We start from the raw sequence: 15704 nt of genomic DNA on the forward strand, positions 1-15704 counted from the left end.
TAAAAGCGTTTAGTGAAATCTAATAGTCAAACTCTTATTTACTTATCAAACTCAATCTACAACCACTTTTTCGGTTTTGTCGAATAAACTATAATCCAAAACCGTTTTTCCAACCTCGTTGTGATAATGCATCATTTTAAATTTTGCATCCATCTCAATATCTTCATCCTGATAGCTCGTTCTAGTATGAATGGTTTGCGAAAATGTATCATCAAAAGCTTTTATGATTACAAAGATTTCTACCTCGGCAGCTTTCAAATCATCTAAAGTTTTATTAAAAATCGGACTGTCTTCATTAATCGGATGCACTAATGTCCAGTTTAAAGAGAGTACGCTAATTTTACTGCGTTCTAGTTCCAATGGGTAAAAGCTTCTTTTCAATTTGCCGTTATCTATTTCGTTGAAACTCATAACCATCTGCACTTCAACATCAATCAAAGAATTTTTTCGCAAATTAACCATACGAAACATCAACGCTTTTTGGTTTTGATAAGGTGCAATAACCATCTTCTTAATAAACGAGACTTTAGATGTTGGTCGGCTAAAACGGCCATATAATAAACCAGTTGCTAATGCAAAAGCCAATAAACCCAGCATACTTTCGAAAGCGGCTAAAATACTGGTAATAAAACCTTGCGGCGAAATATGTCCGTAACCAACCGTAGAAATGGTTTGAGCAGAAAAGAAAAAGGCATCAAAAAACTGGTCGCGGATGGTTGTGCCGTTTGCACCGTTTAAATTTTCTATGCCAACAATATTGTACGCAGCGGCAAAAAGTGTGTTCACAATAAGGTAGGCAATTAAAATAACGAGGAAAAACCTCGGCCAACTGATGGTAACAAGTCGGGTATAGGTATCATCAAATTTAAACCAGGGTAAACCTACACGTTCTATATTTGGTGTGCCATCTGTATTTAAAACACGCTGATTCTTGAGAACGGGAGCTGAGCCGAAGCCCAAATCATCATTAAACTGTACTTTTCTTTTAAAGAAAGCCATATAATTTAGAAAGATTTTGGAATTATAAAAATTATATCAATATTTGTTCGATACAAACATGATAATTAAAAACTTAAATAACAATTGGTGGTGGCATAACGAAATTCGTTAGGCAAATTCTATTGTTATATATTTTAAAATATTTTATAAACGACGAAAAGGATTGCCCAAAAAGCAATCCTTTTTTTATTTGCATTTTTTAACATCGAGCAAAATATTAACCACAGATGGAAAGAATGAACACAGATGATTAATAAACATGGAAAAATCTGTATTTATCAATGGTTAAACTAAAGATGGAAAGAATGAACACAGATGATTAATCAGCATGAAAAAAATCTGTGTCTATCCATGTTCATCTGTGGTTAAAATAAAACATAAACATGAAAAAGATATTAAATCATTTATTCGAAAATAAAAGTTTCAGTAGGGAAGAGGCCAAAAATATCCTTATTTCGATTACGCAAGGTGAATTTAATTCATCGCAAATTGCAGCTTTTATTACTGCCTATGCTATGCGGAATATTACCGTTGATGAATTGAAAGGTTTCCGCGATGCGATGTTGGATTTAGGTATCAAAACAGATTTTTCTAATCACGAATTGATTGACCTTTGCGGTACAGGCGGCGATGGAAAAGATACTTTCAATATTTCAACGCTTTCATCATTCGTGGTTGCTGGTGCTGGTCATAAGGTTGCAAAACATGGTAATTATGGAGTTTCTTCGGGTTGTGGTTCATCCAATGTGATGGAATATTTGGGCTATAATTTCACCAACAATCAAGACACATTAAAACAAAATTTAGATTCGGCAGGCATTTGTTTTTTGCATGCCCCCTTGTTTAATCCTGCGATGAAAATTGTAGCCCCAATTCGGAAAGATTTAGGTATAAAAACCTTCTTTAATATGTTAGGGCCAATGGTTAATCCATCGCAGCCTAAATACCAAATGGTTGGGGTTTTTAGTTTAGAATTGGCTCGTTTATATAATTATTTATATCAGGATACGACTAAAAATTATACCATAGTTCATGCATTGGAGGGTTATGATGAAATTTCATTAACATGTGATGTGAAAACTTTTAATAACAAAGGCGAAAGTATTTTAACGCTAAATGATATGGGTTTTGAAAAGGTTTCAACCTCAGATATAAAGGGCGGCGACACGGTAGAATCATCGGCTAAAATATTTATGGATGTTTTAAATGGCGACGCTACGGATGTACAAAATAATGTGGTGCTGTGCAATTCGGCTTTAGCCATTAAAACCATTAAACCAACGGCAAGTTTTGCAGATTGCTTTTACGAGGCCGAAGAATCTTTAACCAGCAAAAGAGCTTTAGAAAGTTTTAAAAAATTAGTTGCCTAATGAATAATTTAAAACTAAAAGTATGCGGAATGCGACTGGCGGCAAATATTGCAGCTGTTGCAGCCTTGCATCCTGATTATATGGGTTTTATTTTTTACGAAAATTCGCCAAGGTTCATAAGCGATGTTTCAGCAGAATTAATTAAATATATTCCTGCAGAAATAAAAACGGTTGGTGTTTTTGTGGATGAGGATTTAGAAACAGTTAAGAAAAAAATAAATCTTTATCAGTTAAAAGCTGTTCAATTACATGGGAATGAAAGTGTAGAATATTGTTGCAAATTGAAATCGGCATATAATAGTTTAGAAGTGATTAAAGCTTTCGGGGTGGATGAGGATTTTGAATTTGCAGTATTGAATGATTATGCTACTATAGTTGATTACTTTTTATTTGATACGAAAACTAAATCACACGGAGGTTCAGGTAAAACTTTCGATTGGAAAATTTTAGAAAAGTACACACTCAATAAACCTTATTTTTTAAGTGGTGGAATTGATTTAGAACATGCTACTGCCATTTCTGGAATAGATGATGCTCGATTATATGCGCTGGATATTAACAGCAGGTTTGAAATTGAACCTGGTTTAAAGGATGTGGAGAAGATTAAGGAGTTCGTAGCTACGCTAGGTGGGTAGTTGTGGGATTATGCTCCTTTGGTTTGAACAACGGAAATTTTTTGTCCTGGCCGGACGGGCTTTTTTCTTTTTGACAACACTGCCGTCGGTTTAAACCGAAGGTATAGTATATAAAAAATAGCCCACGATTTCAATCATGGGTAATATAATAAAATTCATTGCCGTCGGTTACAACCGGCGAATTGATAAAAAAAGATATGAAATACAAAGTAAACGAAAAAGGATATTACGGAGATTTTGGTGGAGCGTACATCCCAGAGATGCTTTATCCAAACGTAGAAGAGTTGCGTCAGAATTATTTGAAAATTATTGATGACGCCGATTTTCAAAAGGAATTTCATCAGTTAATGAAAGATTATGTGGGTAGGCCTTCGCCATTATATTTGGCGAAAAGGTTATCAGAGAGATATGGAGCAAACATTTTCCTTAAGAGAGAAGATTTGAATCACACTGGTGCTCATAAAATCAACAACACTATTGGGCAAATCCTCCTTGCCGAAAAGCTTGGTAAGAAAAGAATTATTGCCGAAACTGGTGCTGGCCAACATGGTGTAGCCACTGCTACGGTTTGTGCTTTGCGCAACCTGCAGTGTGTGATTTATATGGGTGAAGTGGATATCGAACGACAAGCACCAAACGTTGCCCGGATGAAAATGCTTGGTGCAAAAGTGGTTCCTGCAAGTTCGGGTAGTAAAACCTTGAAAGATGCAACCAACGAAGCCATGCGTGACTGGATTAACAATCCTGTAGATACACACTATATTATTGGGTCGGTGGTTGGTCCGCATCCATATCCCGATATGGTGGCAATTTTTCAATCAATTATTTCAGAAGAAACAAAAAAGCAATTGATAACGCAAACTGGAAACGACCAGCCCGATTATGTTTTGGCTTGTGTAGGTGGCGGAAGTAATGCAATGGGCATGTTTTATCATTTCATGGATGATGAAAATGTAAAACTTATCGCCGTTGAGGCGGCCGGAAAAGGGGTTTCGAGCGGGTTTTCTGCTGCCACAACTTACCTAGGGAAAGAAGGTGTTTTACATGGTAGCAGGAGTATTTTAATGCAAACTCCAGATGGACAAGTGGTAGAGCCACACTCCGTTTCTGCTGGATTGGATTACCCAGGTATTGGTCCGCAACATGCACACTTATTTAAAACTGGTCGCGGTAAATACGTTTCTATTACCGATGAAGAAAGCCTTGATGCAGGTTTATTGCTCACTCAACTGGAGGGAATTATTCCTGCTATTGAAAGTGCGCATGCTTTGGCTTATTTAGACAAAATGGAATTTAAAGGCGGCGAAAATGTGGTGATTTGTTTATCAGGCAGAGGCGATAAAGACTTAGACACCTATATTAAATATTTTAATTTATAGATATGAGATAACAGATATGAGATATTAGACTTCCCGTCTGGCTCTCAATCTAAAGTCTCAATTCTAATATCTCAACAATGAACAGAATCAAACAACTCTTCCAAGAGAAGAAAAATATATTATCAATTTATTATACAGCTGGTTATCCGAATACTGGCGATACCATTAAAATTGCAGAGGCTTTAGAAAAATCTGGTGCTGATATGTTGGAAATTGGTTTCCCATATTCTGACCCAGTTGCCGACGGACCTGTTATCCAGGCAAGTAGCAAGCAATCATTAGACCAAGGCATGACGCTGAATTTGCTTTTTGAGCAATTGAAAGATTTGCGCAAAAATGTTACCATTCCGGTTTTATTAATGGGTTATGTGAATCCTGTTTTGCAATTCGGAGTAGAAAATTTCTGTAAAGCCTGTGCTGAAGTTGGTGTTGATGGTTGCATCGTGCCAGATTTGCCGATGGTAGAATACGAAGAGTTTTACAAAACCTGCTTTGAGGAACATAATTTAAGCAATGTGTTTTTAATTACACCTCAAACTGCAGAAGAGCGCATTCATAAAATAGATGGACTAACCAATGGATTTATCTATCTGCTATCTTCTTCGGCTACAACAGGTAAAAACCTTGAAGTTGGTGATACAACGGAAACTTATTTCGGCAGAATTAAAAATATGAACTTAAAAAACCCAACCATGATTGGCTTTGGAATTAGTGATAAACAGACTTTTGATAAGGCTTGTGCTTATGCGAATGGAGCAATTATAGGAACAGCTTTCGTTAAAGCAATTGAAAATGGTAATTTGGAGGAGAGTGTAAGTGCTTTTATGAAGAAGTTTAAAGGCTAATTGGGCGTTGAATTATTGCGAGGTGGTAAGTAATCTCTTTACTCTTTGTTTTTTCGTCCTGGCAGGACGGGCTTTTTTCTTTTGACCGCAAAAGAAACAAAACTCCCAGCTGAAAATTTATTCATATTGTTTAAGTTAATTTAATGGTATTCATGAGGGCTTCGCCGTTTTCTATTAAAGTCAGTGGTTTGGCTTGAATAAGCTATACCGAAAAATTTGTTAGGCCGGATTAGAGTAGAACGAAGATGTAGTGGTAGGGCTTAACTAAGCGGAAAAACAAATTGTTTAGTAAATTTACTAAAGTAATATAATACGTTCTAACAAATTTGTCATTGCGAGGCACGAAGCAATCTCTCTTTTTTGCTGTCCTCTCCGGACTATCTCCCTTCGGAGGGAGCAGGGGGAGGTTTTTGTTTTTCAAAGTAACTTAATTATAGCACCGTTCAATAAAATCCTTGTTTCTTACATTGCATTTCCAACCTAAACCCGACCGAAATGGAAATACTTTTTTTAAGCAATACCATGAATATTTCTTAAATTCAAACGATGAAATACAGACTTCAACAAACATCTGCAGAAGGTGAAAAAAGATTGTAATAAAGGGCGGGGCTGCTGTTTCATAAAGTCTTCAGTCATTGCTTTCCAAACCAAATAATAAGCAGTTGGAAATAGCAATTGGAAAACTTATTTCGAATCATTAAAAATAATCTGCTTTTACAATCCTTCTTTAAATCATCAAGAACCCAATTTTAAAGCACCTAAATTCTATTTGACAATTAAATGATTGTTGATTTCAGGATTGGTTATACATTTGCTTAACGGTGTTAGATTATTTATCACCTTACATTCCACATAATGGGAAGCAAAGAAAGAATTTTACGACTAAAAGATGAAACCAGAACAAAAATTCTGGATGCAGCCTTGAACATTGTTCAAACGGAGGGTTGGCAAGCATTGAGTATGCGTAAAATTGCCGACCAGATTGAATATACAGCACCAATTATTTATGAATATTTTTCTAACAAGGAAGGTATTCTGCTCGAACTAACCAGAAGAGGTTACCTGATTTTAGGTAAAGATATTAGAGAGGCGAGGGATAGCAATAAGTTGCCGGAAGACCAAATGCAGGCCATGTGGATTGCATATTGGAACTTTGCTTTTGCGCATAAAGAGTTTTACCAGTTGATGTACGGTGTTGATATGGTTTGTTGTACAGTGAAAAGCACAATGGCCGAAGCTGAAAATGTAAGCAATATGCTTGGCGACGTTATCGAATCACTTTTTAAAAAGAAGCCGGTATCAGAAAATGATATTTGCACAAAATACTACACTTATTGGTCTATCATCCATGGCTTAATTTCCATTAATTTGGTTCGCCCAAATGGTAGAACAACTGATGAATTAAACCAACAAATTTTAAAAGACGCCATCAAAGGTATCACCCTATCTATTAATAGTTAATTTTTTTACCTAATGATTTAACGCTGTTAGATTATTTATACAACATAAATCCACTATAATTTTTATAATATGAATGCTATCCATCGTTTGTTTATTTTACTTAACACTGTTAAACCATTTAATCAGGTTAAGTCAATGTTAATTTTATCTACACTAGCTATCGTTTTAGCTAGTTGTAAGTCTGCACCCGACCAATCGGCTGCTGCACCACCACCACCAGTTTTGCCTGTAAGTTTGGTCAGCGAAAGCGCTCAAACTACCTATATTGATTATCCAGCCGCTATTCAAGGTGCCGTTGATATTGATGTTAGGCCACAAGTCAGTGGTTACTTACAAAGTGTTTTGGTTAATGAAGGTGCTTACGTAACCGCCGGACAAACATTATTTAAGATTAATGAAAACCCTTATCGCGAAGCTTTAAATAACGCAAAAGCAAGTTTGCATGCCGCCGAAGCTGCCATTTTAAACGCCCAATTAGAGGTTGACAAATTAACGCCTTTGGTACAAAATAAAGTAGTATCAGAATTTCAATTAAAAACGGCAAAAACTGCTTATAAAATTGCTCAGGCCAATGCAGAGCAGGCAAGAGCAGGTGTTGCTTCAGCTAAAATTAACTTGGGCTATACCAATGTAAAGGCTACGGTTAGTGGCTATATAGGTCGTATCCCTAAAAAACAAGGTAGCCTGGTTTCTCCAACCGACCAGATTGCACTAACACAATTATCTGATATTCATGAAGTTCATGTTTATTTTGCTTTGGCTGAGAATGACTTCAACAGCTTTAATGTTAACTATCCAGGTAAATCTCCTGCGGATAGAATTAAACATTTGCCTGCTGTAGAATTGCTTTTATCGGATAATACAACATATCCTATCAAAGGAAAAATCGATATGATTGATGGTCAGTTCGATAAAAATACTGGCGCTATTACTCTGAGAGCCACTTTTTCAAATTCAAGTGGAACATTACGTTCTGGAAACACAGGTAAGGTTAGGTTAGGTTTGCAACATGATGATGCGATTTTGATTCCACAGGCGGCAACTGTAGAAATGCAGGATAAAGTTTTCGTTTTTGCGGTAAACAAAGATAACAAAGTGAGCAAAATGCCAATTAGGGTTATAGGGAAAAGCGGAACCAATTATCTGGTGAAAGACGGTGTAAAAGCTGGCGACCAAATCGTGCTTAGCGGTTTAGACCGCTTGCAAGAAGGACAAGTGATTCAACCTGAAAAAAGAACGGATAAGGCAGCAAGTTTAAAGCTGAAAGACTAAAGCTGAAAACGCATAATTATATAATAAATAATAAAAAAAATGTTCAAGATATTTATACAAAGGCCCGTATTGGCAACCGTAATTTCCATTTTATTGGTGATTTTGGGTGTACTTGGTCTTACAAAATTGCCTTTACAACAGTTTCCTGATATTGCACCACCATCAGTTTTGGTAACAGCAGTTTATCCGGGAGCAAATGCCGAAACGGTTTTACGTTCGGTTGCACCATCGCTGGAAGAATCGATAAATGGCGTAGAAAACATGACTTATATGAGCTCTACAGCCAGTAATGATGGCTCGTTGGCAATTACAGTTTTCTTTAAACTAGGTACAAATGCCGACCAAGCTGCGGTAAATGTTCAAAATCGGGTGGCGCAGGCAACCAGTCAGTTGCCTGCAGAAGTTGTGCAACAAGGTGTTACAACGGCGAAGCAGCAAAACAGTTTCATCATGGCAATTGGTTTGTACACGGAAGATGAGGCAAAATACGACCAAACATTCGTAGCCAATTATGCGCAAATCAACATCATTCCTGAAATAAAACGTATTCCGGGTGTAGGTTCTGCTGCAATTTTTGGCGGTGTTAAAGATTATTCGATGCGTGTTTGGTTAAATCCTACACAAATGACAACCTACAAAGTTACCCCGAATGAGATAATGAAAGCCATTCAGGATAAAAGTTTAGAGGCTGCACCAGGTAAATTTGGCGAGAAAAGTAAGGAAGTTTTTGAATATGTAATTAAGTACAAAGGTAAATTAACCAAACCCGAAGAATATGAAAATATAGCTATACGTGCCAATGCTGATGGTTCTATATTGCACTTGAAAGATGTTGCTAGAGTAGAATTGGGCGCATATTCTTACAACAGCATCACCCGTTTAAATGGTAAAAAAGGAATCGTAATTGGTATCATTCAGTTGGCGGGATCAAACTCGAACGATATTCAGGTGGCGATTAATAAACTGATGGAAAAATCAGAAAAAACCTTTCCTGTCGGGATAAAGAAGAATATTTTTTATAGCACCAAAGTTTCTTTAGATCAATCGATTGAACAAGTGGAGCATACTTTGATAGAGGCTTTTATTTTGGTTTTCATCGTAGTATTTATCTTTCTACAAGATTTCAGGTCGACATTAATTCCTGCTATTGCCGTTCCGGTAGCCATTTTAGGTACGTTTTTCTTTATGCAATTGTTTGGTTTCTCGATAAACTTATTGACTCTATTCGCTTTAATCCTGGCCATTGGTATTGTGGTAGATGATGCGATAGTCGTCGTTGAGGCAGTGCATGCGAAAATGGAACACAAAGGTTTAGGTCCGAAAGCAGCAACTCACGAGGCGATGCACGAAATTACTGGAGCAATTATTTCCATTACTTTGGTTATGGCTGCGGTGTTTTTACCGGTTGGTTTTATGGAGGGTTCTACAGGTGTTTTCTATCGCCAGTTTGCCTTTACCATGGCCATCGCAATTGTAATTTCTGCGGTAAATGCGTTGACTTTGAGTCCGGCTTTGGCTGCCTTATTTTTAAAAGATAACCATTCTGCACATGCTGCGCATCCGGCTGCAAAACCGAATTTCAAACAGCGTTTCTTCAACGGATTTAACCATAGCTTCAATTCCTTAACCAATCGTTATGTGGGAGGTTTAAAATTTTTAGTCCGCAATAAATGGTTAAGTTTAGGTGGTTTGGCGTTAATCACTTTGGTTACCATTTTTATGGTTAAAACTACACCAGCGGGTTTTATTCCAACAGAAGACCAGGGATTTATTGCCATTGCGGTAAACACCCCATCAGGAACTTCTTTGGATGGAACACAAAAAGTGATGACTCAGGCAGAAGAGGTTTTGAGTAAATTGGATGCCTCGAGAGATGTAACTGCGGTATCAGGATTTAACCTGTTAACCAACTCTACAAGTCCATCGTCGGCAGTAGTTTTCGTGCTGCTTAAACCCAATGAAGAACGCGGTGCAGTCAAAAACATCGAAGAGATTATGAACCAGGTTCGTGGAAAACTTGGCGCCATTTCTGGTGGAAGTTTCTTTGTATTCAGTTTCCCTACTGTTCCGGGTTTTAGTAATGTAGAGGCTTTGGATATGGTTTTACAAGATAAAACAGGCGGTAAGCTGGATAAATTTAGTGGAATCTCTCAACAGTTTATTGGCGAGTTAATGAAACGCCCGGAAATTGCAGTAGCTTTTACCAGTTTTAAAGCCGATTATCCACAACTGCAATTGGATATAAATGATGAAAAGGCCGATCAATTGGGTGTAAATGTGAAAGATATTTTGCAGACGATGCAAACCTATTTTGGTAGCGCACAGGCATCAGATTTTAATCGTTTTGGTAAATATTATCGTGTAGTTGTTCAAGCAGATGTGCAGGATAGGGCAGATCCATCATCTATCGACCGTGTGTTTGTAAAAAGTAACCGTGGTGAAATGGTTCCAATGAATACTTTAGTGAAACTCACCCGGATTTATGGTTCGGAAACGGCATCGAGGTATAACCTATTTAATTCAATTTCCATCAACGCTATACCTAAGCCAGGTTTTAGTTCGGGTGATGCCATTAAAGCTATTGAAGAAGTTGCCGAAAAGCAATTACCAGCAGGCTATAGTTATGAATTTTCTGGTCAAACTCGTGAGGAAATATCTTCAGGCGGGCAATCGACAGTGATTTTCATGTTGTGTTTGGTGTTTATTTACTTCCTGCTTTCTGCACAATATGAAAGTTATATTTTGCCTTTGGCAGTAATTTTATCTATCCCTGCCGGAATATTTGGTGTGTTTGTAGCCATCGGTTTAACTGGAATTGAGAACAATATTTATGTTCAGGTGGCCTTAATTATGCTTATCGGTTTGCTAGCCAAGAACGCCATTCTGATCGTAGAATTTGCGGTTCAAAGGCGAAGAGGCGGACAGCCACTGGTTGCATCGGCTTTAGAAGCGGCAAAATCAAGATTGCGACCAATCATCATGACATCCCTGGCTTTCATTGTAGGTTTAATCCCGATGATGGGCGCTACAGGTCCGTCGGCTCAAGGCAACCATTCCATTAGTATTGGTGCTGCCGGAGGTATGATTTCAGGTGTAATTTTAGGCCTGTTTATCATTCCGGTGCTGTTTATCATCTTTCAATCTATACAAGAAAAAATTTCAAAAAAATCACAAGAGGTTGTTTCTCAACAGGACGAACCTATAAATCACGTTGTTTATGAAACGGTTTAATATTATTACCATTCTGCTCCTTGCTATTATATGGAGTGGATGTTCGATTTCTAAAGATTTATCTTTGCCTAAAGTAGCGCCAGGATTATTTAGAAATACATTGCAAAAGGATTCTTCAAGCGTTGGCGATTTGCCTCTAAAAAGCTTTATCAACGACCTAACAGTACAGAATTTAATTGATACAGCTTTGCTCAGAAATTACGATATGCAAATCGCATTGAAAAACATTGATGCTGCTGAAGTACTGTTTAAGCAATCGAAATTAGGCTATTTACCTGAATTGAAATTGCAGGTTGCGGCGAGTTCTAGCCGCCCATCTGATAACAGTTTAAATGGATTAAGCCTGAACCAATTTACCGGATCAACACACATTGAAGATTACAGCGCTAATTTGGGCGTGTTTTGGGATGCTGATATTTGGGGGAAAATTCGCAATCAAAAAGCTGGCGCTTTAGCAAGTTTTTTGCAAACCGAAGAGGCTCGGAAAGCAGTTCAAACCCGTTTGGTTGCTAATGTGGCGCAAGGTTATTACAATCTGTTGATGCTTGATGCACAGTTGGAAATTGCGAAGAAAAACTTAAAATTAAATGATAGCACTTTAAGAATCATCAATTTACAATTTGATGCCGGACAGCTTACTTCTCTTGCAATTCAACAAGCAGAGGCACAACAACTAAATGCTGCACAATTAATTCCTCGTATAGAACAAAATGTAACCTTGCAAGAAAATGCATTAAGCGTTTTAATCGGAACCTTGCCGCAGGCGATAAATCGTTCGAGCCGATTAGATAAAATGAGTTTGCCTCAGGATTTAAATGCTGGTTTCCCATCTTCATTATTAAGTCGTAGACCAGATATTAAATCGGCTGAATTGGCTTTAAACGTAGCCAATGCAAGAGTAGGCGTAGCCAAAGCAAGTTTATATCCATCGTTGGTTATTACAGCAAGTGGCGGTGTGAATTCATTCAAAGCCAGCAATTGGTTTAGTATGCCCGCATCTTTATTCGGTATGGTTTCGGGTGGTATTACGCAACCAATTTTTCAACGTGGTCAGTTGAAATCTAATTTGGAATTAGCAAAAATCGACAGGGAGAAAACAGTAATACAGTTTCGTCAATCCGTAATTAATGCTGTAGGAGAGGTTTCTGATGAATTGACTAAAGTTGAAAAACTGAAAACGCAATACAGCATTGCCGAAAAAAGAGCGCTTACCTTACAACAAGCCTCTAGAAATGCCAGCTTATTATTTAAAAGTGGTATGGCAAATTATTTAGAAGTGATTACTGCTCAGGGTAATTTATTGCAAAGCGAATTGGAATTAACTACGATTAAAACTGAACAGCTGAATGCGGTAGTGGGCTTATATAGGTCGTTAGGTGGTGGATGGAATTAGGAAGGTTTCAGGCTGCCGTCCTTTCTACTTTAGCGGATAAATCTTTGTAATTATCCTTGCCGGACGGGCTTTTTTCTTTTCCTTGATGAAAAGACCAGCGGAGCTAGCTTGAACACAAAAACAAATAAACAAATGGTGAAAAAACAAAACCGAGCTTTTCAGCGAGTTCATGAATACAATTAAAGATTTCTACAGAAAATGAATAAATCAAGGCTTGGAACTGATGTTGAAAAAGCCATTGGAAACTTAACTGGTAACAGCGGATTAGGTCCGATGAAGAATCGGACTTACCGCTGTTTTGGTTATTCGCGATATGAATGTTTGTGCACCAGTTTCAACTGCTTATCCTGCCATCATTTCCTAGGCCAGATAGCAGGGTGGAAATAGCAAAGCTTTTTGATGTGTCCGTGATGCGATTATTCAAAATTTATTTTAAGCGCAGATTACTGGAATTTTGGTTAAAAGCACAATACTTAATTCCCTCTCTTCTAGGAGAGGGATTACAAAAAGTAGAAAAACCACTGCCATTAACATGGTGAGGTTTAAGAAGCCAAATTTAATTATATTCTCAAATGGGCATCGTTTCCTAATCCAGATAGCATAGTGGAAATAGCGAGATTTTAAATTCAACTTTCTTTAACCGATTTTAAAAACACAAAACCCACCACACCTGATAATATAGAGGCAGTGAGTATGGCAAACTTCGCCTCAGAAACATGCAATACTTCACTGAAAGAAAGTAACGCGATAAATATCGACATGGTAAAACCGATTCCAGCTAACATACCTAAACCAAAAATATGTTTCCAGCCTGCTCCAGTAGGCAAATCGGCCCATTTTAATTTTACGGCTAACCAAGAAAAAAAGGTAACACCTATAGTTTTGCCTACAAATAAACCCACAACAATGCCCAAACCTAATGGAGAAACCAAACCAGCAATCATCTCTCTTTCGAAGGTGATATTAGTGTTTGCCAAGGCAAAAATTGGCATAATCAGATAGTTTACAGGGATGCTTAAAGAATGCTCCAGTTTTTCTAAAGGAGATAAAATATTTGTTTCGTTTGTAGGTATAGTGAAAGCCAAAAGTACGCCTGCAATAGTAGCATGAATTCCCGAATGATGAATGAAATACCAAAGAAATATTCCCGGGATTAAATAGAAAATCAGATTTTTTACACCAAAATAATTCAACAGTGTCAATAAAACTAATATTCCGCCAGCCATTGCTAAGTACTCAAAATGAATTTGATTGGTATAGAAAATGGCAATTACCAAAATGGCACCCAAATCATCAACAATAGCTAAAGCGGCTAAAAAGATTTTCAAACTTGTTGGTACGTTTTTGCCAAGCATAGCAATAATTGCTAATGCAAAAGCTATGTCGGTAGCCATTGGTATTCCCCAGCCGCTAGCAGTTTCGGTTCCGTTATTGAATATTGTATAAATTAAAGCAGGAACCAACATTCCACCTAAGGCTGCGATTACAGGTAAAGCGGCACTTTTAAGGGAAGATAGTTCACCCTCAACCAGTTCTCGTTTAATTTCTAAACCAACAAGCAAGAAGAATATTGCCATTAAGGCATCATTTATCCAGGCTAAAATGGAGTAATTAATGGCGCCAAAGCCAAGTTTAATTTGTAAAAATGTTTCAAAGGTTTCTTTCGATGATGAGTTTGCAATTAATAATGAGATGACAACGCAGATTAAAAGTAGAAAGCCACCAATTTGTCCGGATTTAAAAAAACGTGTGAATATTTCGAGGTTGATAATTTTTGCCATCGCTGTAAAAATAGGGAAATTTTGTTGCTTAGCTGCTTTATTGATGTTAATAGGAGTGGTTTTTAAGTCGTTATTTCTCTTGAATAAAAGAATGCTTTTGCTTTTCTTAGATAGTTTAATAAACAATTTTTTCTTTGCCTTGATGAAAAGAAACAAAAATCAAGGCTTGGAACTGATGTTGAATAAGCCATTTGAAACTTTATTGGCAAAAGCGGATTAGGTCCGATGAAGAATCGGACTTACCGCTGTTTTGGTTATTCGGGAAATGAATGTTTGTACACAAGTTTCAACTGCTTATTCTTCCATCATTTCCTAAGCCATATAGCAGGGTGGAATGGCAGTGTGTTAAGCCGACCGTCATTCCCATCCCAACAAGTGTATCTGAATAATTTACTACTTTCAATAACTAATTACTATTTCTTCTTACCAATATTTACCCTCACATTTACTTCGAAATCACCATCTGTATAACCACTAATAGCCGAAGTTGCGGTATTGTAATAGGCCATAAAATAAATTGTCGATTTGTAATTCATACCAAAGCCAACGGTTGCATTTTGCGTATTATGGTACATTGCCATCACATACAATTTATCGTTTGCAAAATTGGCGTTCAAACCTGCATCCCAAAGGTTTTTGTAATTTTTAATTCCCCTAAAAACACCTTTAGGCTCAAGGCTAATACCATTTATGCCCGTTCCGAAATTTATTTTATAACTTACTGCCGAATAAAAAGTTGGTTTATCGGCGAAGTTTAAATCATCATTTCTAAAAACTGAACGCATATTTGGAATGGCTCCCTCAACGGTTAATCCTTTCGAGGTATAAGACACTCCAAAGTCGCCATCTAAATAATAACCTCTATCGTTAAAACGGGCAATTGATGGGTCGTTAATATCACTATTTCTTATGCTGCTTAAGTCCAATTTATCCTGACTAGCACCAAACGAAATACCGAAATTTAATCTCTGGTCGTCGCTGCTCAATGGTAAATGATAGGCAAACGTTCCAACTGCTTTGGTGCGCTGAATACCACCTGATTTTTCATTATAAATATTCACACCCCAACCCACTTTATTCACTTGTTGGTCTAACGTTACGCTTTGTGTAATTGGAGCACCCGGAATATTTGTCCACTGTTTGCGAAAACTTCCATTGATGTTAAAACCCTCATTTATACCAGCCATTGATGGATTGACTAAGTATCGGTTTTGAAAATATTGTGCGTTTAAAGGTAAAATCTGAGCCTTCACTTTAGTAAAAAATAAAGTGCAAATAGCAAATAGAAACTTTACGCGACTTATTTGTTTTATGTTTTTTGTAAGTATTTTCATGTCT

The 15704-nt window shown here is 37.2% G+C and carries 11 protein-coding genes; 8 read left to right on the forward strand and 3 right to left on the reverse strand.

The features are described 5' to 3' along the window. Positions 1-51: 51 nt before the first annotated feature. A complete protein-coding gene (locus ACFOWA_RS03305; protein ID WP_378981748.1) occupies positions 52-999 on the reverse strand; it encodes an ion channel in 948 nt (315 codons plus the stop codon). Positions 1000-1382: 383 nt separating this feature from the next. Here ACFOWA_RS03305 and trpD point away from each other — a divergent pair, with 383 nt between their 5' ends. The 8 genes from trpD to ACFOWA_RS03345 all read left to right on the forward strand — a co-directional run bounded on the left by trpD (position 1383) and on the right by ACFOWA_RS03345 (position 12585). Next, positions 1383-2369, forward strand: coding sequence for an anthranilate phosphoribosyltransferase (trpD, locus tag ACFOWA_RS03310; protein WP_378981750.1), 987 nt, complete (start codon positions 1383-1385; stop codon positions 2367-2369). After that, positions 2369-3004 (forward strand): phosphoribosylanthranilate isomerase, encoded by a 636-nt coding sequence (locus ACFOWA_RS03315; RefSeq protein WP_378981752.1) that lies wholly within the window; start codon positions 2369-2371, stop codon positions 3002-3004. The genes trpD and ACFOWA_RS03315 overlap by 1 nt, the downstream gene beginning before the upstream one ends. A gap of 197 nt (positions 3005-3201) precedes the next feature. After that, positions 3202-4383, forward strand: coding sequence for a tryptophan synthase subunit beta (gene trpB, locus ACFOWA_RS03320; RefSeq protein ID WP_378981754.1), 1182 nt, complete (start codon positions 3202-3204; stop codon positions 4381-4383). Positions 4384-4460: 77 nt separating this feature from the next. After that, positions 4461-5228, forward strand: coding sequence for a tryptophan synthase subunit alpha (gene trpA, locus ACFOWA_RS03325; RefSeq protein WP_378981756.1), 768 nt, complete (start codon positions 4461-4463; stop codon positions 5226-5228). 855 nt (positions 5229-6083) lie between these two features. Further along, positions 6084-6689: a TetR/AcrR family transcriptional regulator gene (locus ACFOWA_RS03330; RefSeq protein ID WP_378981758.1), complete on the forward strand. Its 606-nt coding sequence runs from the start codon at positions 6084-6086 to the stop codon at positions 6687-6689. Positions 6690-6758: 69 nt separating this feature from the next. Beyond that, positions 6759-7961 carry an efflux RND transporter periplasmic adaptor subunit gene (locus tag ACFOWA_RS03335; protein ID WP_378981760.1) on the forward strand — a complete coding sequence of 401 codons (1203 nt, stop codon included), beginning with the start codon at positions 6759-6761 and terminating at the stop codon, positions 7959-7961. Between the two features lie 39 nt (positions 7962-8000). After that, positions 8001-11192 carry an efflux RND transporter permease subunit gene (locus ACFOWA_RS03340; protein ID WP_378981762.1) on the forward strand — a complete coding sequence of 1064 codons (3192 nt, stop codon included), beginning with the start codon at positions 8001-8003 and terminating at the stop codon, positions 11190-11192. Continuing rightward, positions 11179-12585: a TolC family protein gene (locus ACFOWA_RS03345; RefSeq protein ID WP_378981764.1), complete on the forward strand. Its 1407-nt coding sequence runs from the start codon at positions 11179-11181 to the stop codon at positions 12583-12585. Before ACFOWA_RS03340 ends, ACFOWA_RS03345 begins: the two co-directional genes overlap by 14 nt. A 626-nt stretch (positions 12586-13211) precedes the next feature. On the opposite strand, the gene nhaA is transcribed toward ACFOWA_RS03345, so the two are convergent. Together nhaA and ACFOWA_RS03355 are read right to left on the reverse strand one after the other, a co-directional pair. Beyond that, positions 13212-14366 (reverse strand): Na+/H+ antiporter NhaA, encoded by a 1155-nt coding sequence (nhaA, locus tag ACFOWA_RS03350; protein WP_378984114.1) that lies wholly within the window; start codon positions 14364-14366, stop codon positions 13212-13214. A 413-nt stretch (positions 14367-14779) separates the two neighbouring features. Beyond that, positions 14780-15700, reverse strand: coding sequence for a PorP/SprF family type IX secretion system membrane protein (locus ACFOWA_RS03355; RefSeq protein WP_378981766.1), 921 nt, complete (start codon positions 15698-15700; stop codon positions 14780-14782). Between the last annotated feature and the right edge of the window lie 4 nt (positions 15701-15704).

Origin of the sequence: Pedobacter lithocola, assembly GCF_042650845.1 — a bacterium.
Classification (GTDB): domain Bacteria; phylum Bacteroidota; class Bacteroidia; order Sphingobacteriales; family Sphingobacteriaceae; genus Pedobacter; species Pedobacter lithocola.

Bases quoted from the DNA above. Each gene is read 5' to 3' on its own strand.
- ACFOWA_RS03305 (WP_378981748.1), bottom strand. From the start codon at position 999: ATGGCTTTCTTTAAAAGAAAAGTACAGTTTAATGATGATTTGGGCTTC.
- trpD (WP_378981750.1), top strand. From the start codon at position 1,383: ATGAAAAAGATATTAAATCATTTATTCGAAAATAAAAGTTTCAGTAGG.
- ACFOWA_RS03315 (WP_378981752.1), top strand. From the start codon at position 2,369: ATGAATAATTTAAAACTAAAAGTATGCGGAATGCGACTGGCGGCAAAT.
- trpB (WP_378981754.1), top strand. From the start codon at position 3,202: ATGAAATACAAAGTAAACGAAAAAGGATATTACGGAGATTTTGGTGGA.
- trpA (WP_378981756.1), top strand. From the start codon at position 4,461: ATGAACAGAATCAAACAACTCTTCCAAGAGAAGAAAAATATATTATCA.
- ACFOWA_RS03330 (WP_378981758.1), top strand. From the start codon at position 6,084: ATGGGAAGCAAAGAAAGAATTTTACGACTAAAAGATGAAACCAGAACA.
- ACFOWA_RS03335 (WP_378981760.1), top strand. From the start codon at position 6,759: ATGAATGCTATCCATCGTTTGTTTATTTTACTTAACACTGTTAAACCA.
- ACFOWA_RS03340 (WP_378981762.1), top strand. From the start codon at position 8,001: ATGTTCAAGATATTTATACAAAGGCCCGTATTGGCAACCGTAATTTCC.
- ACFOWA_RS03345 (WP_378981764.1), top strand. From the start codon at position 11,179: ATGAAACGGTTTAATATTATTACCATTCTGCTCCTTGCTATTATATGG.
- nhaA (WP_378984114.1), bottom strand. From the start codon at position 14,366: ATGGCAAAAATTATCAACCTCGAAATATTCACACGTTTTTTTAAATCC.
- ACFOWA_RS03355 (WP_378981766.1), bottom strand. From the start codon at position 15,700: ATGAAAATACTTACAAAAAACATAAAACAAATAAGTCGCGTAAAGTTT.